At 69.3% G+C, this 22,854-nt stretch carries 22 protein-coding genes; 17 read left to right on the plus strand and 5 right to left on the minus strand.

Translation table 11 applies throughout. The features are described from left to right. Nucleotides 1-63: 63 nt before the first annotated feature. Nucleotides 64-303: a hypothetical protein gene (locus MKW14_RS06415; protein ID WP_240859607.1), complete on the plus strand. Its 240-nt coding sequence runs from the start codon at nucleotides 64-66 to the stop codon at nucleotides 301-303. 77 nt (nucleotides 304-380) lie between these two features. On the opposite strand, the gene MKW14_RS06420 is transcribed toward MKW14_RS06415, so the two are convergent. Next, nucleotides 381-608 (minus strand): IS110 family transposase, encoded by a 228-nt coding sequence (locus MKW14_RS06420; RefSeq protein WP_240859608.1) that lies wholly within the window; start codon nucleotides 606-608, stop codon nucleotides 381-383. 37 nt (nucleotides 609-645) lie between these two features. Continuing rightward, on the minus strand, nucleotides 646-1,236 hold the full coding sequence (locus MKW14_RS06425) for a helix-turn-helix domain-containing protein (RefSeq protein WP_240859609.1): 591 nt from the start codon (nucleotides 1,234-1,236) through the stop codon (nucleotides 646-648). A 263-nt stretch (nucleotides 1,237-1,499) separates the two neighbouring features. On the opposite strand from MKW14_RS06425, the gene MKW14_RS06430 reads away from it, so the two are divergent. From MKW14_RS06430 to MKW14_RS06480, 11 genes are all read left to right on the plus strand, one after another. Continuing rightward, nucleotides 1,500-2,330, plus strand: coding sequence for an FAD-dependent oxidoreductase (locus MKW14_RS06430; protein WP_374116540.1), 831 nt, complete (start codon nucleotides 1,500-1,502; stop codon nucleotides 2,328-2,330). Between the two features lie 117 nt (nucleotides 2,331-2,447). Continuing rightward, nucleotides 2,448-4,046: an MFS transporter gene (locus MKW14_RS06435; RefSeq protein WP_240859611.1), complete on the plus strand. Its 1,599-nt coding sequence runs from the start codon at nucleotides 2,448-2,450 to the stop codon at nucleotides 4,044-4,046. A gap of 261 nt (nucleotides 4,047-4,307) precedes the next feature. Next, nucleotides 4,308-5,162: an SDR family oxidoreductase gene (locus MKW14_RS06440; protein ID WP_240859612.1), complete on the plus strand. Its 855-nt coding sequence runs from the start codon at nucleotides 4,308-4,310 to the stop codon at nucleotides 5,160-5,162. Nucleotides 5,163-5,990: 828 nt separating this feature from the next. After that, a complete protein-coding gene (locus tag MKW14_RS06445) occupies nucleotides 5,991-6,890 on the plus strand; it encodes an NAD(P)-dependent oxidoreductase (protein WP_240859613.1) in 900 nt (299 codons plus the stop codon). Between the two features lie 11 nt (nucleotides 6,891-6,901). Continuing rightward, nucleotides 6,902-7,891, plus strand: a complete 990-nt coding sequence (locus tag MKW14_RS41505; RefSeq protein WP_374116542.1) for an aldehyde dehydrogenase family protein — start codon at nucleotides 6,902-6,904, stop codon at nucleotides 7,889-7,891. Continuing rightward, nucleotides 7,852-8,454 (plus strand): TetR/AcrR family transcriptional regulator, encoded by a 603-nt coding sequence (locus MKW14_RS06455; RefSeq protein WP_240859615.1) that lies wholly within the window; start codon nucleotides 7,852-7,854, stop codon nucleotides 8,452-8,454. Before MKW14_RS41505 ends, MKW14_RS06455 begins: the two co-directional genes overlap by 40 nt. 73 nt (nucleotides 8,455-8,527) lie before the next feature. Then, nucleotides 8,528-9,751, plus strand: coding sequence for an acyl-CoA dehydrogenase family protein (locus MKW14_RS06460; protein WP_240859619.1), 1,224 nt, complete (start codon nucleotides 8,528-8,530; stop codon nucleotides 9,749-9,751). Beyond that, on the plus strand, nucleotides 9,748-9,888 hold the full coding sequence (locus tag MKW14_RS06465) for a hypothetical protein (protein WP_240859621.1): 141 nt from the start codon (nucleotides 9,748-9,750) through the stop codon (nucleotides 9,886-9,888). The genes MKW14_RS06460 and MKW14_RS06465 overlap by 4 nt, the downstream gene beginning before the upstream one ends. Further along, nucleotides 9,885-10,646: an SDR family oxidoreductase gene (locus MKW14_RS06470; RefSeq protein WP_240859623.1), complete on the plus strand. Its 762-nt coding sequence runs from the start codon at nucleotides 9,885-9,887 to the stop codon at nucleotides 10,644-10,646. Before MKW14_RS06465 ends, MKW14_RS06470 begins: the two co-directional genes overlap by 4 nt. Next, nucleotides 10,643-11,713: a phosphotransferase family protein gene (locus tag MKW14_RS06475; protein WP_240859624.1), complete on the plus strand. Its 1,071-nt coding sequence runs from the start codon at nucleotides 10,643-10,645 to the stop codon at nucleotides 11,711-11,713. Before MKW14_RS06470 ends, MKW14_RS06475 begins: the two co-directional genes overlap by 4 nt. Before the next feature lie 17 nt (nucleotides 11,714-11,730). Further along, on the plus strand, nucleotides 11,731-12,375 hold the full coding sequence (locus MKW14_RS06480) for a histidine phosphatase family protein (protein WP_240859626.1): 645 nt from the start codon (nucleotides 11,731-11,733) through the stop codon (nucleotides 12,373-12,375). 525 nt (nucleotides 12,376-12,900) lie between these two features. On the opposite strand, the gene MKW14_RS06485 is transcribed toward MKW14_RS06480, so the two are convergent. Next, entirely contained in the window at nucleotides 12,901-14,145 is a 1,245-nt protein-coding gene (locus MKW14_RS06485; protein ID WP_240859629.1) for an NADH:flavin oxidoreductase/NADH oxidase family protein, read from the minus strand. Between the two features lie 384 nt (nucleotides 14,146-14,529). Next, nucleotides 14,530-15,183 (minus strand): TetR/AcrR family transcriptional regulator, encoded by a 654-nt coding sequence (locus MKW14_RS06490; RefSeq protein ID WP_240859631.1) that lies wholly within the window; start codon nucleotides 15,181-15,183, stop codon nucleotides 14,530-14,532. 85 nt (nucleotides 15,184-15,268) lie between these two features. On the opposite strand from MKW14_RS06490, the gene MKW14_RS06495 reads away from it, so the two are divergent. The 3 genes from MKW14_RS06495 (at nucleotide 15,269) to MKW14_RS06505 (ending at nucleotide 18,061) form a co-directional block, all read left to right on the plus strand. Beyond that, nucleotides 15,269-16,702: an aldehyde dehydrogenase family protein gene (locus MKW14_RS06495; protein WP_240859633.1), complete on the plus strand. Its 1,434-nt coding sequence runs from the start codon at nucleotides 15,269-15,271 to the stop codon at nucleotides 16,700-16,702. Between the two features lie 51 nt (nucleotides 16,703-16,753). Continuing rightward, entirely contained in the window at nucleotides 16,754-17,272 is a 519-nt protein-coding gene (locus MKW14_RS06500) for an SRPBCC family protein (protein ID WP_240859634.1), read from the plus strand. A 93-nt stretch (nucleotides 17,273-17,365) separates the two neighbouring features. Beyond that, nucleotides 17,366-18,061: a type 1 glutamine amidotransferase domain-containing protein gene (locus tag MKW14_RS06505; RefSeq protein WP_240859635.1), complete on the plus strand. Its 696-nt coding sequence runs from the start codon at nucleotides 17,366-17,368 to the stop codon at nucleotides 18,059-18,061. A gap of 33 nt (nucleotides 18,062-18,094) precedes the next feature. On the opposite strand, the gene MKW14_RS06510 is transcribed toward MKW14_RS06505, so the two are convergent. Further along, entirely contained in the window at nucleotides 18,095-20,485 is a 2,391-nt protein-coding gene (locus MKW14_RS06510) for an ATP-binding SpoIIE family protein phosphatase (protein WP_240859636.1), read from the minus strand. A 272-nt stretch (nucleotides 20,486-20,757) separates the two neighbouring features. On the opposite strand from MKW14_RS06510, the gene MKW14_RS06515 reads away from it, so the two are divergent. Next, nucleotides 20,758-21,732, plus strand: coding sequence for an alpha/beta hydrolase (locus MKW14_RS06515; RefSeq protein WP_240859637.1), 975 nt, complete (start codon nucleotides 20,758-20,760; stop codon nucleotides 21,730-21,732). Nucleotides 21,733-21,754: 22 nt separating this feature from the next. Beyond that, on the plus strand, nucleotides 21,755-22,795 hold the full coding sequence (locus tag MKW14_RS06520; protein ID WP_240859638.1) for a helix-turn-helix domain-containing protein: 1,041 nt from the start codon (nucleotides 21,755-21,757) through the stop codon (nucleotides 22,793-22,795). The last annotated feature ends 59 nt before the right edge of the window (nucleotides 22,796-22,854 follow it).

Raw genomic sequence — 22,854 nt, forward strand, 5'->3', positions numbered from 1 at the left:
CAGCCAGGCACACCTCAGCGGCCCCCGCGTCAGCTCGTCGGGGCGACGAAGCACATCCATCTGGTGACTAACGCCCAGAACGGGGTGCGCCACGACTTCGTCGACCACGTGGCCCGCGTAGACCTGGGCGCCACGGGCGGCATGAAGGCCCGCTTCGGCGGCCGTGCCGAAGCCTTCCTTGAGGGGGAAGGCGAAGGCCGACGCGCGCCCACCAGGACCAGCAGTTCGCCGTCGGCCACGGGTGCGAGCACGACCGGCACGGCACGGAGTTCGACGGCCCGCGCCTCCCGACGGGCCCGGTAGCCCCGGTAGTCGCATTGCGGTACCGAGTGACGTCCCGCAGCCGGCGGATGGCGGGTGGGGCACGAAGCCGGGGCGGATCATCTGGCGTTCGGCGACCTTGCACGGCCACATCGCGTCCAGCTTGTCGGTCTTGCGCCGTCGGGGCAGGTGTTCACATCGCGGGCGTTGACCAGCCACGTGTCGAATCCGGCCGCCTCCAGTACGTGGAAGGCGCGCTTCCAGTAGTCGCTGGTGGCCTCCATGACCACCCGGGTCACCCTCAGGCGCCTGAGGTTGTCGGCCATGCCCAGCAGCGAACGCGTCATCGTCGGGCGCAGCGGAAGGGTGCTACTCGCAGGCGCCCTACGCGCCGTCACACTCGCCGCTCTCAGCTGCGTCGCGTTGGTGGCCGCGGCGGGCGTCACGGTCGAAGATGCCCATGATCTCGCACGGGCCGCCCTCGGCTCCGATCGCGTGCGGCATCATGGTGGGGAACTCGGCGGCCTGGTTGGCCTCGATGCGGAACCGGCGATTGCCGAGCATCAGGATCGCCGTACCGGAGAGCACGACGAGCCATTCGCGGCCGGGGTGGGCGCGCATGCGGGCGGGATTGTCGGGCGGCGGTTCGGTCATGCGTCGACGCATGACGCTCATGCCGGGTTCGCCCTTGATGGGCCAGCGCATCAGGCCGTGGGTGCCGTCGATCATCGGGCTGACGACGACGTCGTCGGCGGCGTTCTCCACAAGCTGGTCCAGGGTGGTGTCCAAGGCGCGGGCGAGGGTGACGAGCTGGTCCAGGGCGAGGCGGCGCTGTCCGTTCTCGATCCGGCTCAGCGAGGACTGGCTGAGGTTGGCGCGGGTAGCCAGTTCTTCCAGGGACCAGCCCTGTGCGACGCGCAGCGCGCGGATCCTTTTGCGTACGAGGCCGTCCAGCCCCCCGTCTCCTTGCGTCATAGGCAACATCGTATGCCCCTCCTGCAAATGGGGCCTAACGTCGAGCACGGATGGTCCAGCACGGGTGCCATGCACGACGAAAGGGCGCGACATGTCTGCGCAGAATTCCCGCTACGAGAGCGAGACCCTGCCCACGGAGACGGTGGACGTGATCGGCGGCGGCGCAGCGGGCCTGAACGGGGTGCTCATGCTCGCCCGCTCGCGCCGCTCGGTCGTCGTGATCGACAGCGGCACCCCGCGCAACGCGCCCGCCGCAGCCATGCATGGCTTCATCCTCCTGGACGGCACCCGCCGCCCGAGATCCTCAGGCGCGCACGGGGCAGGTTGGCCAGTACGGCGGCCAGATCGTCTTCGGCGAGGTCGTCTCTGCCGAGCCCACCGCCCCTGCGCCCGACGACGACCTGCGGTTCACCGTCGCTCTCGCCGAGGGCCGCAGCGTGACCGCGCGCCGCGTCCTGGTGGCCACCGGTCTGCGCGACATGCTGCAGCAGGTGCCGGGCCTGGCCGAGCACCGGGGCCACAGCGTCGTGCACTGCCCCTACGGCCACGGCTGGGAGGTGCGCGACGAGCCCATCGGCATCCTGGCCACCAGCCCCGCGTCCCTTCATCACGCGCTGCTGTTCCGTCAGCCGACCGACGACCTCGTGTACTTCACCCATCGCGCCGGCCCGGAGGAGGATGACCACGCCCGGTTCGCCGCCCGCAACATCCGCATCGTCGAGACCGCGGTACAGGAAGTCGTCGGTGAGGAGGGCGCCCTGGCCGGTCTGCTCCTGGTCGACGGCACCTTCGTCGCCCGCCGCGTGATCGCGGTCGCCGGGCAGACGCAGGCCCGCGCCGAGGGCCTGGACGGGCTGAAGCTGCCGATGGAGGGCCTGCCCGACAACATGGGCCGTCGCTTCGCCTCCGCGATGGCCGACACCACCGACGTCCCGGGCGTGTGGGTCGCCGGAAACGCCACCGACCTCACCGCGCAGGTCGGGGCCGCCGCCGCGGCCGGCGCCCTGGCCGGATCCCACATCAACGCCCCGCCGGCCACCGCCGACAACGACGCGGCCCTCGCCGCCGCCCAGGCCGCGGACATCCCCGCCTGACATCCGGTCGAACCGCGCACCGCGCCCAACGGTCCGCGCAACCTCTGCTTCACCACCCCTTTGCGACCGCCCCTGCGGCGGCGCGCTGAGTCTGCATGCCCTTTTTGAGAGGAAATCATGAGTAGCAACCAGCCTCCCCAGGCGGCGGCCGTCCCGATCGGCGGCGGAGGTACGCCGGATGCGCGTCAGCTGCGCGCGATCCTGATCACCGTCTCCATCGCACTGATGGCCGTCATCGCCTCGGTGTCCGGCCTGAACGTCGCCCAGACCCACATGGCCGTCGAGTGGGGCGCCTCGCAGACCACTGTCCTGTGGATCATCAACATCTACACCCTTGCCCTGGCCGCCCTGCTGCTGCCGCTCGGTGCGATCGGTGACCGATTGGGCCGCAAGCCCATGCTGATCACCGGACTGATCATCTTCGGCGCCGCCGGCGTCACCGCCGGGCTCGCCCCGTCGGCCGCAGTGATGATCGGCGCCCGGGTGGCCGCGGGCATCGGCGCCGCGATGATCATGCCGATCACGCTGGCCGTCATCACCTCCACGTTCCCCGAGGAGGAACGGGGCAAGGCGATCGGTGTGTGGACCGGTGTCGCCGGAGGCGGCGGCATCCTGGGCATGTTCCTCTCCGCGCTCCTCGTGGACGTCGCGGACTGGCGGTGGCTGTTCGCACTGCCCGTGGTCCTGGTCGTCGCCGCGCTGGCGATGACCCTGAAGTCGGTGCCCAACTCCCGCGAACACCCCACCCATTCCTTCGACACCATCGGCGCCATGGTGTCCACCGTCGCCGTGATCGGTCTCATCTTCGTGTTGCAGGAAGGTCCCCAGCGCGGCTGGACCGACTCCGTCACCCTGATCAGCCTGGCCGTCGGCCTCGTCGCCGCCATCGCCTTCGTGGCCTGGGAGCTCCACCGCCGCGACGCATCCCTGCTGGACGTACGCCTCTTCCGTGAGCGCGGCCTGGCCGGCGGCTCCGTCACGCTGCTCGTCGTCTTCGGAGTCCAGGCAGGCATCGCCGTCGTCCTCTTCCCGTTCTTCCAGGCGGTGCTGGGCTGGTCGGGCCTGCTGTCCACCGTGGCGATGATGCCCATGGCCATGATGATGATGGTGGCGTCCGGCGTGGCCCCCAAGATGGCTGCCAAGATCGGCGCCCGCTTCACCATGACCGTGGGCATCGCCCTGTCCACCCTCGGCCTCGCGCTGATGGCCCTGTTCGTCTCCGTCGACGGCGGCTACCTGTCCATCCTCGCCGGTATGCTCGCCATGGGCATCGGCATGGGCCTGTCGATGACGCCCTCCACCGAGGCCATCACCAGCTCCCTGCCCCGCGCCAAGCAGGGCGTTGCCTCCGCCCTCAACGACGTCACCCGCGAACTCGGCACCGCCCTGGGCGTCGCGATGCTCGGCGCGCTCCTGGCCAACGGTTACCGCAGCGCCATCGACGACAAGCTCGGCGGCATCCCCCACAGGGCCGCGGACACCGCACGCGAAGGCGTCGCCAACGCCGTCGAGGTGGCACCGAGCACCGGCAGCCACGCCCAGGACCTGATCCACACTGCGCGGCAGTCCTTCGTCGACGGCTGGCAGCAGGCCATGTGGGCAGGCGTCGCCGTCATGGGCGTGCTGCTCGTCCACGTCGCTCTTCGCGGGCCGAAGGGCCCAGACCTCGCCCTCACCGACGAGGCCGAGACCGCGGAGACCGTCGCCGTCCGATGACCGCGTAACAACTGGGCGGATCATCCGTCAGACGTTGGGCATCGCGATACCCCGATGCCCAACGCCCCAGCTCAGCAGCGCATGTCGCAACGGGGACACGCATGCCGAACGAGCTCCTTGGACACCTCTGTCACCGAACCGTGCGTGAAGATCGAGGCTTACCGCCACATCAGTACCCCACTCCAAAGTGCGTACTCACGCAGCGTCACGTCTTCTTCTAGGCTCGGAGCACCAATCACCCATTGAGGAGTTACCCGACTCATGAGCCTTGTCATCACCGGCGCCACCGGAAACCTGGGCCGCGCAGCGGTGGAAACCCTGCTGGAGAAGGTCCCCGCCGACCACATCATCGCCGTCGTTAGGTCGGAGGGGAAGGCGGCCGACCTGGCGGCACGCGGAGTGCGGATCGCCGTCGCGGACTACAACTCGCCGAAGACCTTCGAGGGCCTGTTCACCGAGGGTGACAAGGTGCTCCTCGTCTCCGGCAGCGAGATGGGCAAGGACCGCGCAGCCCAGCACAAGGTGGTCATCGACGCCGCCCGAGCCGCCGGTGTGGCACTGTTGGCGTACACCAGTGTTGTCGGGGCGCTCACCTCATCGCTGGCCGACGACCACCGTGCCACCGAGGGACTGATCCGGGAATCCGGTCTGCCCTACGTCGTGTTGCGCAACGCCTGGTACCACGAGAACTACACGTCTCAGCTGGCCCAGGTCCTGGAGCACGGAGCCGTGACGCAGGCCGCCGGCGAGGGTCGGATCGCCACCGCCTCTCGCGACGACCTCGCGGCTGCTGCCGCGGCCGTCCTGGTCGGCGAGGGCCACGAGGGCAAGACCTACGAACTCACCGGCGACACCGCATACAGCTTCGCTGAGTTTGCCGCCGAGCTGACCCGGCAGACAGGCAAGGACGTCACATACCACGCTGTGCAGGGCGAGACCTACCTCGGCATCCTGACCGGCGCCGGCGTGCCGCCGTTCCTCGCGGAGGTGCTGGTCGACTTCGACACGTCCATCGAGAAGGGCGAGCTGGCAGTCACCACGGACCACCTGTCCACCCTCATCGGCCGTCCCGCCGCCCCGATCACCGACGCCATCGCGGTGGCGCTGAAGAGCTGATCAAGGATATGGCCGCTCACCTGTGGCGATGGGTGACGTGACGGTTGAGATGTCCACCGCCCGGGCGGTCACCGAGGTGAACCGCTCCGGGATCGGTGGAGGTGGTATGCCCCGGGTTCAACGGGGTCGGATCGCTGGAGAATTGACCATCCGTCGGCCTTCGGAGACCCGGCTCGAGGCGGAGCTGGCCGTCCACCGGCGGGCAGCGGAACCACTCGGGGAGACCACCTCCCCAAAAGGCGGTTCGAGGCCATCCGAGTGATGGCCGGCGAGGGGCATTCGGTGCAGCGGGCCTGCCGAGCGCTGCACCTGGCGGAGTCGGGCTACTACGCCTGCCGCCCCACGACCTCCTCACCCTCGCGGGTCGGCACGCAGCTGGCGGCCGGGGCCGCCGCAGTCATTCCGATCGCTGTCGCAAGGGAGCGTTGTCCCAGCGACAAGGGCGCGCTGGAAGGGCACAGGGCCGGAGCGTCCACGTCACTGAGGGTCGCGCTCCTGTTGCGAACGGGCGGGAGACCTCGCACATCTCCCCCTGGTCGTACTGAGGACGGCCGTAGGCGAAGATCGAGGCGGGCGGAAAGCCGGAGGACACCTGTCCGAAGTGAGGTCATGGACGGTCGGGCGGAAGCGCCGGCGCGAGTCTGAAGAGGCGACTCACGCGGCATTCCAGCCCTTTCGACATTTGTCGAATCGGCCGGGCAGGGGTTCTCTGCATCTGCCGGTGGTGACCGATTTCAGGTTGGCCGTACGGTCTGGGCACCGTCGGATTCCAACTGTTCACGTCAAGGACTGAGCGGTTGGAGGCCACCTAGGATTCGGAGCTTCTTCATGAGCGCAACAGTCGCCTTCGTCGGACTGGGGAACATCGGTGGGCGTGTGGTGGCCCACCTGGTGAAAGCCGGGCACGATGTGGCGGTATTCGACCTCAACACCGCTGCGGTCGATGCGGCGGTGGAGGCAGGCGCCCGGCGGGCGGAGTCGGCCGGACAGGCCGCCGAGGCCGCTGAGGCCGTCTTCCTGAGCCTGCCCACGCCGGCGATCGTGGAGGCGGTGACCGGCGAGGTCCTTCCGCACACCGCGAAGGGCGCGGTGATCGTGGACCACAGCACGATCGACCCGGACACCACCCGTCGGCTCGCCGCGGCCGCCGCCGAGGAGGGCGTGAGCTTCCTGGACGCCCCGGTCAGCGGCGGCGTGCAGGGCGCGGAGGCCGGCACGCTCGCGGTCATGGTCGGTGGTGACGAGGCTGCTCTGGCGAAGGTCCGCCCGCTGCTGGACACCTACGCGGGCAGTGTCGTACGCGTCGGCGACAGCGGCAGCGGTCAGGTCGTCAAGCTCGCCAACAACCTGATCACGGCGATCAACATCGTCGCCCTGGGGGAGGCGCTCACGACGGTGGTGCGTGAGGGCGTGGACCTGGACACCGCGGTGAGCGTCCTGACGAAGAGCTCCGCCAACAGCAACGTGCTGTCCAGCTACTTCCCACGCACCCTGTTCACGGCCGAGCGGCCGACCGGCTTCGCACTGGACTTCATGCACAAGGACCTGGGTCTGTTCCTGGCCTCGGCCGCCTCGGGCCCCGTCCCTCTGCCGCTGGCGAACTCCGTGCGGGACCTCTTCTCGATCGGCCGCCAACAAGGCCGCGGGGGCAAGGACTTCACCAGCGTCGTCGAGTTCTACGAGGACTTCGCCGGCGTCCGTCTGCAGACCAAGGAGAACAGCAAGTGAGCACCACCAGCGTGCGGATTCCCGACGTCCACCAGCTGATCGGCGGGGCATGGGGGCCCGCGGACTCCGGTGAGTGGCTCACCGTGGAGAACCCCGGCCGCCGCGAGATGATCGCCCGCGTCCCGGCGTCCGGCGCCTCGGACGTGGACCGGGCCGTCGAGGCGGCGAAGGCCGCCTTTCCCGCGTGGCGGGCAAAGCCGTCACGGGAGCGCGGCGCCCTCCTGATCAAACATTTCGACGGCGGACTCCGTCAACAGGACGATCCGCGTGCGCCCAGGTCCAGGCCGTGCACGAGGGCCCGCATCACCGATGCATGGTCGCAGGCCTGTTCTGGCGAACAGCCTTGGGGGTCGGTCCGCACCAGCTGTCGGGCAAGCCTCGGTCCGGGCCTCGCTCGTGGCCACGATCGGGGCGATGAGCGAAGCGAGGCCATCGACCTGGCCGGGGCGCACGTCTGCGGTGAGCGCGACCCCCCCCCTGGGCCTGGGCGCCCTGCGCCGGGAATGGAACCTCGCAGGCAGGGCCGTCTGATGCCTCCCCTCGCGGTGAATCGACCGACGAGCGGCCACACCGCTTCCGATCGGCAGCCGGGGCTGCCCCCGGCAGCACAACCGGCCGGGAGCAGGGTGCGCCAAGCAATCGGCGCCCGGTGCCAGAAACCCGTCCCGACCCATCGCCGCCCGGGCGGCAAGCCCAATCTGCCAGCCGTTTCCCAGCGCGGTCATCGGCCGGGACCACGATGTCGTCCCGGGCGGATCGCACGGCGATCGGCACGGTCCAAGTCAGGCGTGCACCCCTCGGCCGCGGCTGCGCCTGAACAAAGGGCAGGCCGTCGCAGCCCTGTCCCGGCCTGGTCCGATGCGGCTGCTTCACCCCGCACGGCCATCGGCACATGGGCGATCGGAGGCCATGCGAGCACACCACAGTTGTTGAGCATTGCTCAGCAAGTTAGGATCGGGGCATGCCCAAGAAGTCCGCCCCTCCTGCTCGCATGCGCCTGAGGCCCGAGGAACGCCGGACGCAGCTCATCAACATCGGCCTGCGTCTGCTCACGACGCGCCCCATCCATGAGATGTCCATCGACGAGGTGGCCACCGAGGCCGGCATCTCCCGCGGGCTGCTCTTCCACTACTTCCCGACCAAGCGGGACTACTACGTCGCGGTGGTGGAGGCTGCCGGACGCCGGCTGCTCCTGCACGCCACGGCTCCGGAGGACGGGACACCGAAGGAGCGGGTGCGCGGAATCGCGGAGGGCTTCGTGTCGTTCATTCAGCGCCGCCGGGACAACTACGTGGCCCTCGTGCGGGCCGGTGCGGGTGGGGACGACCTCGTACTGGCGACCTTCGAAGACAATCGCCGCACGTTGGCCGACCGCATCCTGGAAGCGGCCGACCTGAGCGATCCGGTGCCGCTGCTGCGGCTGGCCGTCCGTGGCTGGCTGGCCATGGCGGAGGAGATGGCCATCGGCGCGACCGACCGACTGGTCTCCACGGCCGACCTCGTCGATCTGCTTGTGGACAACCTGGAAAAGATCCTGGAGCAGTTCAGCGCCAGGCATCACTGATCTCCTGGAGCCGGACACCGCCGAGCGGACGTCCAGCTCGATTACTGAGCATTGCTCGATAGGATGGGAGCACATGGAATTCGCCCACTCGGCGCGAGCGCGGGAGTACCTCGAACGCGTCAGCGCCTTCATGAAGTCGGAGGTTCTGCCGCGCGAGCAGGGGTACATCACCACGCTGCGCGCCCAGCAGGACCCCTGGACATCCATACCTCCGGTGATCGACGAGCTGAAGGCAAAGGCGCGGGCGGCGGGCCTGTGGAACCTGTTCCTTCCCGACACCACGTACGGCACCGGTCTGACCAATGCCGAGTACGCGCCGCTCGCCGAACTCATGGGTCGCTCGCTGATCGCGCCCGAGGTCTTCAACTGCAATGCGCCCGACACCGGCAACGCGGAGGTTCTGCTGCACTACGGCAGCGAGGCTCAGCGCCGCGGCTGGATGGAACCACTGCTGCGCGGCGAGATCCGCTCGGCCTTCTGCATGACCGAGCCGGAGGTGGCGTCCTCGGACGCGGCCAACATGGCCGCCACCGCCCTGGTCGACGGGGATTCGGTCGTCCTCAACGGACGCAAGTGGTGGAGCACCGGAATCGGACACCCCGACTGCCGGTTCGTCATCTTCATGGGCCTCACCGACCCGGAGGCGCCACGCCATGCCCGGCACTCCATGGTGCTGGTGCCTCTCGACACCCCGGGTGTGCGCGTCGAGCGCATGCTTCCGGTCTACGGTTACCTCGACGAGCCCTACGGCCACGGTGAGGTCTCCTTCACCGACGTCCGTCTGCCGCTCGACGCGGTGATCGCCGGGCCCGGCCGTGGTTTCGAGATCGCCCAGGGCAGACTCGGCCCCGGCCGCATCCACCACTGCATGCGGCTGATCGGGCTCGCCGAGCACGCCTTGGAACTGGCCTGCCGACGTGCCCTGTCCCGCACGGCCTTCGGCAAGCCGCTCGCCAACCTGGGCGGCAACCGCGAGCGCATCGCAAAGGCCAGGATCGCGATCAACCAGGCGCGGCTCCAGGTCCTGCACGCCGCCTGGCTGCTGGACACCGCCGGAGCCGCCGCCGCGATCAACGAGTTGTCCCAGGTCAAGGCGGCTGTGCCGACGATGGCCTGCGAGGTGATCGACATGGCGATCCAGCTCCACGGCGGCGCCGGCTTGTCCGACGACTTCCCGCTCGCCCCCGCCATGGCCGCCGCCCGTGCGCTGCGCCTGGCCGACGGCCCCGACGAGGTGCACCTCGGTGTCATCGCCCGGATCGAACTCGGCCGGTATCGCACCCGGGAGACGGTGTGACCACTCGCGTCCGCTCCACCGGCGGGGTCTGTGGCCTGGGCCAGGCCCTGCCCAAGCCGTGCGCGGCCGCTGGACACCGTGCCGTGATCGAGGCCCGCTACCAGCTTGAGAACTCCCAGAAGGCGAGGACACCATGACAACCAGGAACAAGATCCTGATCACCGGGGCGAGTTCGGGTCTCGGCGAGGGGATGGCTCGATCCTTCGCCGCTCTCGGCCGTGACCTCGCGCTCTGCGCGCGCCGTACCGACCGCCTGCGGGCGCTGCGCGAGGAACTGCTCGCCGCCCACCCCGGCATCAATGTGTCGGTACGCAGCCTGGACGTCAACGACCACCAGGAGGTCTTCGAAGTGTTCCATGCCTTCCGCGGAGACCTGGGTGGCCTGGACCGCGTGATCGTCAACGCCGGCCTGGGCAAAGGGCAGCCGATCGGTGCCGGCCGATTCGACGTCAACCTCCAGACGGCCCAGACCAACTTCACCGCCGCGCTCGCCCAGTGCGAGGCCGCCATGGAGACCTTCCGCGCTCAGCGCGCCGGTCACCTCGTGGTCGTCTCGTCGATGAGCGCGATGCGTGGCATGCCGCGCAACCTCACGACGTACGCGGCCAGCAAGGCCGGAATCTCCGCGCTCGCCGAAGGCATCCGGGCCGAGATGACCGCTACCCGCACGCCGATCGCCGTCACCACGCTCCATCCCGGCTTCATCGCCACCGATCTGAGTGCCGGCGCGGCGAAGACGCCGCTGATGACATCGGCCGAGAAGGGCGTACGGGCGATGGTGAAGGCCATCGAGCGCGAGGGCGCCGACGCAAAGGTACCGACCTGGCCATGGGTCCCCGTTGGTTTCCTCATGCGCCACCTGCCCCTGCGACTGGTGACCCAGGTGAGCTCATGAACGACACGAACCGACGCACGGTCCGTAGCGAGGACGCCTTCGACGTCGAGCGCGTGCACGCCTGGCTGACAGACCGGGTGGACGGCCTGGCCGGCTCTCCTCCTGAGGTCACCCAGTTCACGGGCGGCGCGTCCAACCTGACGTACCTGCTGCGCTACCCGCATCTGGGCAGGGAACTGATCCTGCGCCGCCCGCCGGCCGGCAAGAAAGCGTCCTCCGCACACGACATGGGGCGCGAGTTCCGCGTGCAGGAGGCCCTGAAGCCCCAATTCCCCCTCGTACCCACAGTTCGCGCGCTGTGCGAGGACCCATCCGTCATCGGCGGACAGTTCTACGTCATGGACAAGGTTCCCGGACTCATCCTCCGTGGGCACCTCCCCCGGGGGATGACTCTCCCGCCGGCCCGGGCCCGGGCGCTGTCGGAAGCCTTCGTCGACACCCTCGTCGACCTGCACCAGGTCGACCCCGTCGCCGCGGGTCTGGCCGACCTGGGCAAGGGCAGCGGCTACGTCCGCCGCCAGGTCGAGGGATGGACCGGCCGGTACGCGCAGGCTCGCACCTGGAACACGCCCAGCTTCCGCCGCGTGACGACCTGGCTGGCCGACCACCAGCCGGAGGACGTGGCCACCCGCGTGATCCACAACGACTGGCGCCTGGACAACCTCGTTCTTGACGAGACGGATCTGCATGTCACCGGCGTCCTGGACTGGGAGATGGCCACACTGGGTGACCCGCTGATGGATCTCGGCAGCGCCCTCGCTTACTGGGTGCAGGCCGACGACAGCCGTATGGCCCTTGCCACCCGTCGCCAGCCCAGCCACCTGCCGGGCATGCTCACCCGCGCTGAGATCGTCGAACGGTACTGCGACCGGATGGGCCTGTCCGCCGCCAACTGGCCCTTCTACGAGATCTTCGGGCTGTTCCGTCTCGCCGTGATCGCCCAGCAGATCTATTACCGCTACCACCACGGACAGACCAGGAACCCGGCCTTCCGCAACCTCTGGATCGCCGTCAACTACCTTGACCGACGTTGCCGTTCGGCCATCCGCCGGACAGGCGGCAGCTGACCGGACCGGAGATACGCATGCCCGTCATCTGTCTCGTCCGCCACGGCCAGGCGTCCTATGCCACGAAGGACGACGCCCTCACCCACCTCGGCCGCGCCCAGGCCGCCGCCGTCGGCGGGGAGCTCGCCCGCCGCTCCCTGCGTGATCCGTACCTGCTCTCCGGAACCCTCGCCCGCCAACGCGAGACGGCCCGGCTGCTCGCAGACGCCGCCGGATACAAGCAGCCACTGCACCAAGATCGCCGTTGGAACGAGTACGACCATGTCGCCCTGCTGGCCCGCTACGCGCAACCGCCCCAAGATGCCCGCTCCGTACAGGACTTGCTCGATCGAGCGTTGCTCGCCTGGATGGCGGATCCCACCGCGACCGGCGACGGGGGGTGGCCCTCGTTCGCCGAACGCGCCTCGGCCGCCCTGGCCGATCTGCAAACTGCACTCGGCAAGGGCCGCGACGCGGTCGTTGTCACCTCGGGAGGCCTGCTCGCCGCGGTCTGCGGCAAACTGCTGTCCCTGCCGCCCGAGGGGGTCGTCGCGTTCAACCGTGTGACCGTCAACGCCTCCGTCACCACCCTGGTGACGGGCAGCTCAGGCACCAGTCTCCTGACTTTCAACGACCACGCCCACTTCTCCGGCGACCGACGCGGCCTGCTCACCTACCGCTGACGGAGTCCGTCCTGCCTCGGGCCGGAGAGCACACACCGCGTCCCGGTTGACGATCAGCTTCTCGCCGATCGGGCCCGGGGCTCGCATGGACGCGACTGCCGACGGCCGATCGCCGATGTGCACAGGAGCGCACACCGATCGAGGCGTGCCGACCTCCAGGCTGGTGCGGCATCGATCACTTCACTCAAGACACGCAGGTTCCCGAACGACAGCGTCACAGGCACGATGACGGCCTGCCTTTCGCCGAAGCGCGCGGTGGCCATCACCGGGTGAGGCATCGGCTGCCTCGGTGAGCGTCTCGAGCGGACCTCACGAAACGGTCCGACCCCGGCCGCCGGGCTCACCGGGGCCCGTCTTGGCCCAACAGGTCTCGGCGGCACACGGGAGTGACGAGGCCTCCACCCCAGTGAGCGGACCAGGGGCAGGGGCACCGCTGATCGGACACACGACTGATCCATGTACGGGGTCGCCAAGCACAACGAGAAGCTGTGGGGGGCGTTCCCGAGGGAACACCCCCCACCGGTGTCAGTCCGTGAAAGTGCGGGCCAGCAACCACGGACGGTAACTACGCAGTGCGCGGCTTTCGTTGCGCTGAACAGCGAGCAGGGAAAGCAGGGGCGAGGATGTGGGCTTGGGGGCCCGGCCGACGGCCAGGCGCCGGAACTGCCGAGTGACCCGGGCCATCGTCGCGGCGGCTGCGAGAGTCCTGTCCTTCCAGGTCACGGGCGACAGCTCCACATGGGCCGTATCATCTCGCGTCCAGCGGCTGGGAAGGTCCGGATCGAACGCGAGGGCGGTGCCCATACCGATGACGCTCACTCCCGCCGCACTCGCCGACTCCGCTGCCCGACGGTGGGTGACTCCGCCGGTGAGCATGACTGGCATCGGCGCGGCCTGGATCAGTTCGCGGGAGAGTTCCAGGAAGTAGGCTTCGCGGGCGCGCGTGGACGGGGCTGCCTCGGAGCCGGTCATGGCCGGCTTCTCGACGGACCCGCCGGACAGTTCGACCAGGTCCACGTTGCGGGTGCTGAGCATCTGGACGACGGCGTGGGCGTCGCCGGCGTCGAAGCCACCGCGCTGGAAGTCGGCGGAGTTGAGTTTGACGGCAACGGTGAAGCCGGGGCTGACCGCGGCGCGGACGGCTTCGACGACACTGAGCAGGAGCCGGGCGCGGTTTTCCAAGGAGCCACCCCACTCGTCGTCGCGGACGTTGACCAAGGGCGACAGGAACTGGGAAAGCAGGTAGCCGTGGGCGGCATGGAGCTCGACCCCGTCGAACCCGGTCCGTTCGGCCAGTTGTGCTGTCCGGGCGAAGCGAGCGATGGTGGCCTTTATCTGTGCTTGGGACATGGCCACAGGGCGCGCGAAACGCTTGCTGTGCCGTCCGATGTCGATGCCGATTCCGGAGGGTGACCAGGCGGTGCCCGGCATGGCGGCGTTCACCTGCCTGCCAGGGTGGTTGATCTGCATCCAAACCTGGTTGCCGCCGGTCTTGGCCGCCTCGGCCCAGCGCTGGAAGGGCTCGAGCGGGCTGGCGGAGTCCAGCACGACTCCGCCCGGGCCAGTCAGGGCGCGCGCGTCGACCATGACATTACCGGTGATCAAGAGGCCGGCTCCGCCCTGGGACCAACGCCGGTACAGGGCGATGAGCTGTTCGGAAGGAATCTGTCCGGGAGCTGCCATGCCTTCTTCCATGGCGGCTTTCGCGAGGCGGTTGGGAAGAACGGCGCCACTGGCGAGCGGCAACGGGGTGAAGAGGGGGCTGTTCATGATGTGGTCCTTCAAAGGTGGCAGGGTGACGATGACAGGCCGTCAGGTTTGGCCGGAAGGCGATAAGGGCCTCGACGGTGCCGGCAGGCCGACAGCGACTGGGCGCGAAGTACTGTCTTCGCGAGGAGTACGACAGGCTGACAGAGCATCGCCCGGACGCTCAGGTGGACATCGCGGCGCCGGAAGCGACACCTCCTGAGGAGGGGCTTTTCAACAGGGAGCGCCGGGCCGTCCGGTCGTCGGCGAAGGCAAGGAGGGCAAGCAGCTCGTCCAACCGACCATGAATGCGGTTCTCAGCGGGCCGGCGCCGCGCAGTGCTCCCCCCGCTGCTCCAAATCTCCGGTCGGCGACTGGTTGAGGAGGAAGCCGCAAAGGGCTGTGGCCTCATGGGTACTCGCCGCCGCGCAGGGCGTCCAGGAGAAGGCTCACCTCCGCTTCGGCGACGTCATCGGAGGGGGCGGCGTCCGGTGCCGGCCCCGGGGCGGCCTGGGGGGCTGGGAGGAAGACCGAGCGGGCGAGGGTGGTCCCGATGAGGACCAGGGTGAGGACGCTGATCCGGGTCTCGCTCATGCCCGCGCTCAGCTCTCCGCGGTCGACGGCCAGGGCGATCAGGCATTCGAGGCGTTCACGGGCGGCCAGGTAGAGGTCCTCATGGAGGATCTGGCGCAGGACCGGGTCGTGGGCGGCCTGGCCCATCAGTGAGAGCAGGGCCGGTCCGGCGCTGGCATCGAGGATGCGCTGCTTGCGCATGAGGAGCTCGCGCACGTCTCCCTCCAGAGTTCCGGTGTCGATGCCACTCAGTTCGTTCAGTGCGATGTGGCGCGCGACCGCTCCGGCGAGGGCCTGCTTGGAAGGCCAGCGACGGTAGAGGGACGCCGTCGAGGCACCGGCACGGCGGGCGACCGCCGTCGTGGTGAAGGCGGCGTAACCCGTCTCGTTGAGAACCTCGATGGCTGCGCTGATCAGCGCGGCGTCCACGCGCGGGTCGTTGCGCCGTCCCCTTCGCGGCGTGGTCGTGTCGTCTTCCATACCTGTCATGTCCGGATTCTCTCGTGCTCTTCGATGTGACAGCTCTCATCCTAAACGAAAGCTTACCGTTTCGCTTTTAGGGTACTGTAGAGCCATGGCTCCTTCCACCCTCACCCGCACCCCGGTCCCCGACACGGTCGCGGCCGTGCGAACCCTCTACGAATCCGGGGCGACCGCCCCTCTGTCCGCCCGCGTCCGCCGCCTGCACGCGCTGCGCGCGATGCTCACCGAGAACGAGTCCGCCTTCGAGCAGGCTCTCTGGAGCGACCTCCGCAAGAGCTCCGCCGAGGCCCAGCTGACCGAGATCAGCGTCGTCATGGCAGAGATCAACCACGCCCTGCGGCACCTGCGCCGCTGGGCACGCCCCAAGCGGGGGCCGGTGCCGCCGACGCTGCTGCCCGGACGCGCGCGCCTGGTTCCCGAACCGCTCGGCGTCGTGCTGGTGATCGCGCCGTGGAATTACCCGGTACAGCTGCTGCTGAGCCCGCTGACCGGTGTGCTGGCCGCGGGAAACGCGGCTGTGCTCAAACCCAGCGAGCTCGCGCCTGAGACCTCCGCACTGGTCACCCGATTGGTGCCGCACTACTTCTCCGACGGCGCCGTGCGCGTCGTTGAGGGCGGCGTCCCCGAGACGACCGAGCTGCTGGCGCAGCGGTTCGATCACATCGTGTTCACCGGCAGCGGCACGGTCGGCCGCGTCGTCATGCGTGCCGCAGCCGAACACCTGACGCCGGTGACACTGGAGCTGGGAGGCAAGTCACCCGTCTGGTTCGACGACGACGCCCATCTCAAGGCCGTGGCCCGGCGACTGGCATGGGCCAAATTCACCAACGCAGGACAGACCTGCGTCGCGCCGGATTACGTGATGACCACCCCCGACCGCGTGCCGGCGCTGGTCGACGCACTCAGGTCCGCGGTCGAGGAGATGTGGGGCACCGACCCGAGCACGAGCCAGGACTACGGCCGCATCGTGAACGACCGCCAGTTCGACCGCCTCGTCGGGTACCTGGACGGTGCCGACGTCCAGATCGGCGGCACGTACGACCGCGGCGAGCGCTATCTCGCCCCCACGGTGGTGACGGTCCCGGGCACCGACGGACGCCCTGTGGTCGGCCCCGACGCGGCCCCGCCCGTGCTGCGGGAGGAAATCTTCGGTCCCATCCTCCCGATCGTCCCCGTCGCCTCGGCCGAGGAGGCGGTCCAGGTGATCAACGACTGGGACAAACCGCTGGCGCTGTACGTCTTCTCGTCCTCGCCTCGCATCCGGCGTCTGTTCGAGCAGAGCACCTCCTCCGGCGCCGTGGTCCACAACGCGGCCCTCGTCCACGTCGCCGCGACCGGCCTGCCCTTCGGCGGGGTGGGCCCGAGCGGCATGGGCGCCTATCACGGCAGCTACTCGTGGCGCAGTTTCTCCCACGAGAAGCCGGTGCTCAGCATGCCGCTGTGGCCGGACGCCCTGCGGCTGGTCCAGCCACCTCTCCATGGCCGCGGGGTGCGCTTCGTCCGACAATTGATGCGCCGTGGTTGAGTTCCGGACTCACCCCCGGCAAGAGACCGAGCAACAGCCAGGAGCCGCGATATGACCTCACACAGAGCGGCTGCCGAGCGAGAGCTGCGCGCCGAGACTCTGATCGCCGCACCGCCTGAGGCCGTGTGGCGGGTGCTCGAGGCGGTCCGCACGTGGCCCCGCCGGAGCCCGGAGCTCGCGGCGATGCTGCCCCTGAAGCCCGGGGGCCTGCGGCCCGGCCAGTGGTACGTGGGTGTGAATCGCCGTAGGGCGGTGCTTTGGCCGACCCGCAATGTCATTACGGAAGTGACCCCAGGCAGGTGTCTTTCGTGGGACACGACAACGAGCGGCGTCCGGTGGATCTTCGAGCTCGAGACAACGCCCGGCGGCACCCGACTCGTCCACCGTCGGCCCGTCACTGGCCGCCTGACCCTGGTCGGTCGGGTCTTCGCCCGCTTCGCGCTCGGGGGCGAGACGTCTCACGCCGCGGAACTCGAGCACGGGATGTCGCAGACACTGGCGGCGATCAAGCGCGAGGCCGAAGTGCCAGACCGGAAAACGGCCCCTGCACCGACTGGTCTTCGCCCGTGATCCGGGCGGCAGATCCTTCAAGAACCGGCGTGGTGGAGCAACCCGTCCACGCCACATCGACCTGTTGATGGCAAACAAGGAGGTACAGCGCACATGACCAAGGTTCTCTTCGTTGTTTCGGCAGCGGATCGCTGGACATTGAGCGACGGCACGATCCACCCGTCCGGATACTGGGCCGAAGAGCTCGCGCTCCCGCACCAGGTCTTCTCGCGAGCCGGCTGGGATATCACCATCGCCACCCCCGGTGGGAAGCCCCCTACTCTGGACAGGCTGAGCCTGGGCCTCGCCGGCGGTACACCGTGGAAGCGACGCGACGTCAAGCAGTACCTGGAGAGCATCAGCGGCCGGCTCAACGACCCGCAGCCACTCGACCAGGTGGACGCCGACGACTTCGAGCTTGTCTTCTACCCCGGTGGTCATGGCCCCATGGAGGATCTCGCCTATGACCCGGTCTCCGGAGCCCTGCTCACCGCCCGGGTGAAGGCGAACAAGCCACTCGCTCTTTTGTGCCACGCACCCGCGGCGGTGCTGGCTGCCACCGACACCGGGGGAACCTCGTCCTTCGCGGGATACCGCATGACCGGGTTGTCGAACCGAGAGGAACTGCTCAACCGGTTCGCGAAGAAGGCGCCCTGGCTGTTGGAAGACCGCCTCAGGGCGTCGGGAATCGACTACGTGAAGGGCCGTCTCCCGCTGCGCCCGTTCGTCGTGGTCGACAGGAACGTCTACACCGGTCAGAACCCCCAGTCGTCAGAGAAGCTGGCGGAGCGCCTGGTCGCAGACGTGTGAGTGACGCGGACGCAGCCGCTCGTCGCACTCCGGTCACCAGGAGCTGAACGCGGCGGCTGCAGCCGCTGCTTCGGCGCCGATCGGCTGCTCGGCCCAGATGGTCTTCCCGGTCTGGTGGTATCTACTGCCCCAGCGCTTGGCGAGCTGGGCGACGAGGAAGAGCCCCCGACCCCCTTCGTCAGCGAGCCGCGCCCGGCGCAACCGCGGCTGCGTGTTGCTGGAGTCGGTGACCTCGCACACCAGGGTGGCCTGGTCATGGAAGACCCGCAGCCCCACCGTCCCACCCGCGTACCGCATGGCGTTGGTGACGAGTTCGCTGACGATCAGTTCGGTGGTGAAAGTGAGGTCCTCGAGTCCCCAGTGCCCCAGTTGGCGGGTGACGGCCTTCCGAGCCTCGGCCACCCGCGCCAGGTCGTCCGGGAACTGCCAGTGCGCGGAGTCGCCTGTCGGGATCCCCTGTATGCGTGCCAGCAGGAGCGCCGCGTCATCGCGTGGTGGCTCAGTGTGTGCCGCCGCCACCGCAGCGCGGGCGATGTCCTCCAGTCGTTGCTCACCGTCCCACAGAGACGAAAGGGTTGCCAGAAGTTCCTCTATGCCCTGGTCGAGATCGCCCGAGGGACGTTCCACAAGGCCGTCGGTGTAGAAGGCGAGAGTGCTGTCGGGCTCCAGAGGGACCGTGGTGACCTCGAAGGGCATGCCGCCCACCCCGAGCGGCGGGCCCGGTTGGACCCTGATCAGCGAGCCGCTGCCGTCCGGCCCCAGCACAGCGGGGGGAACGTGGCCCGCCGCGGCGAGTGAGCAGGTGGCGGTGAGCGGATCGTAGACCGCATAGAGGCACGTGGCACCGACGCCGTCACGGTCATCCGCGTCAGCTTCCTCGGCGATCTGCTGAACGAGATCGTCGAGGTGGATCAGGAGTTCTCCGGGGTCCAGTTCCAGATCCGCCAGCGTGCGAATCGCAGTTCGCAGCCGCCCCATGGTCGCTGCCGCGGGCAGACCGTGACCTGCCACGTCGCCGATGACAAACGCGACCCTCAACGACGGCAGGGGGATGACATCGAACCAGTCGCCGCCGATGTGCGCCCCACCGCTGGCAGGCACATAGCAACCCGCCGACTCCGCCGCCGTGGACCGGGTTGTGGCAGGGGGAAGAAGCCGCTGCTGCAGAGCCACGGCGGCTCTGTGCTCACGTGTGTACCGGCGGGCGTTGTCCACGCTGAGCGCGGCACGGGAGGCGATGTCGAAGACGAGATCGGCGTCCTCCGCCTGAAACGGCTCGGATCCCTCAGTGCGCCAGGCCGAGACGAAGCCCAGCAGCCGCCCACGCGCGAACAGCGGGGACACAACCGCCTCACGACCGGTCTCGGGCAGCAGGGCACGAATCATGTCAGGATCGCCGAGCACCTCCGCCATCTCCCGCCGTGACGTGTTCAGCAGGGTGTCTCCGTGCAAGGCGGCCCTGCGCACCTGGGGTACGTCCGGCAGGGGCGGGATCACGCCGCCCACCGGTATGAGCTCGCCAGGCCAGGGACCGTCAGCCGAGGCCACCGCCACCCGGCGCATCCGCCAACGTTCACCGGGGAGGACGCCCTTCGCAGGCTCATCGCCCTCCAGTACGACCTCGGCGACGTCGACCGAGGCCATGTCCGCCAACGACGGCACCAGCACGTCCGCGATGTCCTGGGCGGTACGCGTCACGTCCAGTGAGTCCCCGATGCGCGCCGACGCCTCGTGACTCACCGTGGCACGGCGCATGGCCCGCCGCTGCGACACGTTGCCGGTGATGAGCGCCACCACCCCGGTCGGATGTCCATGGGCATCCTCCAGCCGGAAGGCGGACACGGACAGAACCAGGTCCTGGCCGGACGGGTCCGCGGCTTCAACCGGCAGCTCCCTCCCGAGCAGTGGAGCCCCGGTTTCGAGAACCTGCCGAAGCAGACTCTCGGCCTGCTGTCCGGAGATCACCTCGCGAAGGCGTCGCCCCTCGCTCAGGAGCGGCTGTCCGCCCCGTCGCACAGGGTCGTTCGTACCCACGACATCCAATCGCGGTCCGAACACGATCACGCCGAGTTGTTCCTGCCCTGGCAGCGCGCGCAGGAATGTCGAACACCGCTCACGCTCGGTCACGCCTCGTCCAGGCGCGGACAGAAGGAGGACATCACAAGGGCCGTCCACGTGCGTCATGTGCGCCGTGAGTTCGATCGGCCCACCGGACCTGTGCCGAAACACCCCCTCTTCCACTCCCCGTCGCGCGTCGACCAGCAGCTGCGTCACAGGGCGACCGCAAACCTCCTCGGCCTCGTGTCCGAGCAGTCGAGTGGCGGCGCCGGGCCACCGCTGAATGGCCCCGGCGTCGTCGAGCAGGATGACGGCGACCTCGTCCGCCGCGGCATCCCCGTAGGGGCCCGTGTTCGACACGGCCATGGGCACCTCGCTGCACAACGGAGCACGGATTACATGGTGCTACCTCTTGGACTTGTCGGCACTCGCCGTTTCCGAGTCAGCCGGCGGGAACTGCAGCGCCGTGAAGCAGCTGATGCCATTCGGACGCCTCCGAGCCTTCCACGCCGACCGTTCGGCACATCCGCCACATGGCTGAAAAATACCGCCATACGGCAGCCCATGTACCCGGATTGCGCAGGGAGGATCAGAGTCACGCCTGGGCCAGGCGATCCGCAGCGACCGAGGAGCACGTCATGGCGTTCACCCCGCCACCCTTCGACCCGGAGCTGGCAGCGGCTCTGGAGATCATCAACCGGAACCTGCCCGCTTCGTTCACACTGGGCGACGTGGCCCAGATGCGCGAAGCCGCGGCTCAGGGCATGGCACTCGTGACCGACGCGCACCTGAGTCGTGACGGCCGCTTTCAAGTGGAGGAACGGCTGGTCCCCGGCCCTCAGGGCGAGCCGGACATCTCACTGCTGATCTGCCGCCCCACGGGCTCGGAGGGCCCACGCCCGGTGTTCTACTACACCCACGGCGGCGGCATGATGCTTGGGGACAACAGGACCGGCGTGGAGACAGCCCTCGACTGGGCGCAGGAGCTGGACGCTGTCGTGGTGTCGGTGGAATACCGACTGGCACCCGAGCACCCGTACCCCGCTCCGGTGGAGGACGTGTACGCCGGCCTGTCGTGGGTGGCGGAGAACGCCAAGGAGATCGGCGCGGACCCGGAGCGGATCATCATCGCCGGCACGAGTGCGGGCGGCGGCCTGACGGCTGCCCTGGCCCTGCTGAGCCGCGACCGAAAGGGTCCCAGCCCTATCGGTCAGGTGCTGATGTGCCCCATGCTGGACGACCGCAACGACACCTTCTCCGCCCTCCAGATGGACGGGCTCGGTATATGGGACCGCACCTCCAACGAAGCCGGCTGGACGGCCCTGCTCGGTGAGCGGCGCGGTGGTGAGGACGTCCCCGCGTACGCGGCGCCTGCCCGGGCGGAGGACCTTTCCGGGCTGCCCCCGGCCTTCATCGACGTCGGCTCCACGGAAACCTTCCGCGACGAGGCCGTCGCCTACGCCTCCCGTATGTGGCAGGCTGGCGGAGTCGCCGAACTGCACGTATGGCCCGGCGGCTTCCACAACTTCGACGCCATGGCCCCCCAGGCCGCCATCTCCCAGGCCACGGCGGCCGCACGCGTGACGTGGCTGCGCCGGCTGCTGGGTGAGTGACGCCTCCGATCCCCCACAGCACATGGACGAACTCGCCGGACGCCTGACCGCCCTGGACCCGGATGCCGGGGCCGCTGTCCGGGCCATCGCCTACTTCGACCGACTGGCCGAAGCGAGGGCCGGCCTGGAGGCACTGGTGCGTGGCGCCGCCGTACTGGCCGGGTGCCCGGCCCGGCTGATCGACACGGCCCGGCGCGTGCGCATCCGCGTGGAGCCCGACGGGAAACGTCGCGACACCGACGGCTCCCCGGACCCCTCCTGGCTGTCCCAGGAACTCGCGCCGGACACCTCGGCGGCCCTGTGGCTGGAGCGCACCGGCCCGCCGAGCGTGGTCGAAGCGGTGATCCTGGAGCGGGCGTCCGGCATACTCCGCCAGATCCTGGATCGCACCCGTGGTCGTGCACCGCTCTCCCCCTCCGACGATCCGGCGCTGCTGGAGACGGTGCTCGACCCCGCGGCGCCCGTTGAGGCCCGCATGCACGCGGCACGCGCTCTCGGTCTCACCAGTGGAGACCCGACCGTACGCGTGCGCACGCTGGCCGTGCCGGGCGGAGAGCCGCGACTCCTGCCCGTTCACCACGGCGAGCGGCCGAAGGAGGCCGATCTGCCCGCCGGAAGGGTCGGAATCGGGCCGGCCGTCCCTGTGCTCGACCTCCCGCAGTCCTGGGCAGCCGCACGCACCGCGCTGCGGTTCACCGCCGAGGGAACGGCCGGCGACCCGGGCGAGCGCGTGATGTACGCCGACGATCTCGGCGACATCCTGCTCCTCGCGGACCTCGTCAGATCGGGCACCGGGCCCCCGCGCGACGCCCGCGCACTCGACGCCGCGCTCAACGACGCCCCATGGATGCTCGCCACGCTGGGCGCCGTCGCCACCACCCAGAGCCGACGCGCCGCCGCCGCCAAGCTCAACATCCACCACTCCACACTGCAGACCCGACTCGCCCACGCTGAGGGTCTCCTCGGCTGGCCGGTCCACACCCTCACAGGCCACCTTCGGCTACAACTGGCCCTCCTCACGAGGCGATTGGCTCGTGGCGAGAACCACTCCGTCCAGCCGTGACCGCCGGCCCCGCCTGAGCGCCACTGACGCACCCACGTGACAAGGGATTTCCATGACCG

This window comes from Streptomyces gilvus, assembly GCF_022513565.1.
GTDB lineage: Bacteria > Actinomycetota > Actinomycetes > Streptomycetales > Streptomycetaceae > Streptomyces > Streptomyces gilvus.

Excerpts from the sequence above, each read along its gene's own strand:
- MKW14_RS06420 (WP_240859608.1), bottom strand. The coding sequence starts at position 608 with ATGACGCGTTCGCTGCTGGGCATGGCCGACAACCTCAGGCGCCTGAGG.
- MKW14_RS06425 (WP_240859609.1), bottom strand. The coding sequence starts at position 1,236 with ATGACGCAAGGAGACGGGGGGCTGGACGGCCTCGTACGCAAAAGGATC.
- MKW14_RS06430 (WP_374116540.1), top strand. The coding sequence starts at position 1,500 with ATGGCTTCATCCTCCTGGACGGCACCCGCCGCCCGAGATCCTCAGGCG.
- MKW14_RS06435 (WP_240859611.1), top strand. The coding sequence starts at position 2,448 with ATGAGTAGCAACCAGCCTCCCCAGGCGGCGGCCGTCCCGATCGGCGGC.
- MKW14_RS06440 (WP_240859612.1), top strand. The coding sequence starts at position 4,308 with ATGAGCCTTGTCATCACCGGCGCCACCGGAAACCTGGGCCGCGCAGCG.
- MKW14_RS06445 (WP_240859613.1), top strand. The coding sequence starts at position 5,991 with ATGAGCGCAACAGTCGCCTTCGTCGGACTGGGGAACATCGGTGGGCGT.
- MKW14_RS06455 (WP_240859615.1), top strand. The coding sequence starts at position 7,852 with ATGCCCAAGAAGTCCGCCCCTCCTGCTCGCATGCGCCTGAGGCCCGAG.
- MKW14_RS06460 (WP_240859619.1), top strand. The coding sequence starts at position 8,528 with ATGGAATTCGCCCACTCGGCGCGAGCGCGGGAGTACCTCGAACGCGTC.
- MKW14_RS06470 (WP_240859623.1), top strand. The coding sequence starts at position 9,885 with ATGACAACCAGGAACAAGATCCTGATCACCGGGGCGAGTTCGGGTCTC.
- MKW14_RS06475 (WP_240859624.1), top strand. The coding sequence starts at position 10,643 with ATGAACGACACGAACCGACGCACGGTCCGTAGCGAGGACGCCTTCGAC.
- MKW14_RS06480 (WP_240859626.1), top strand. The coding sequence starts at position 11,731 with ATGCCCGTCATCTGTCTCGTCCGCCACGGCCAGGCGTCCTATGCCACG.
- MKW14_RS06485 (WP_240859629.1), bottom strand. The coding sequence starts at position 14,145 with ATGAACAGCCCCCTCTTCACCCCGTTGCCGCTCGCCAGTGGCGCCGTT.
- MKW14_RS06490 (WP_240859631.1), bottom strand. The coding sequence starts at position 15,183 with ATGACAGGTATGGAAGACGACACGACCACGCCGCGAAGGGGACGGCGC.
- MKW14_RS06495 (WP_240859633.1), top strand. The coding sequence starts at position 15,269 with ATGGCTCCTTCCACCCTCACCCGCACCCCGGTCCCCGACACGGTCGCG.
- MKW14_RS06500 (WP_240859634.1), top strand. The coding sequence starts at position 16,754 with ATGACCTCACACAGAGCGGCTGCCGAGCGAGAGCTGCGCGCCGAGACT.
- MKW14_RS06505 (WP_240859635.1), top strand. The coding sequence starts at position 17,366 with ATGACCAAGGTTCTCTTCGTTGTTTCGGCAGCGGATCGCTGGACATTG.
- MKW14_RS06510 (WP_240859636.1), bottom strand. The coding sequence starts at position 20,485 with ATGGCCGTGTCGAACACGGGCCCCTACGGGGATGCCGCGGCGGACGAG.
- MKW14_RS06515 (WP_240859637.1), top strand. The coding sequence starts at position 20,758 with ATGGCGTTCACCCCGCCACCCTTCGACCCGGAGCTGGCAGCGGCTCTG.
- MKW14_RS06520 (WP_240859638.1), top strand. The coding sequence starts at position 21,755 with ATGGACGAACTCGCCGGACGCCTGACCGCCCTGGACCCGGATGCCGGG.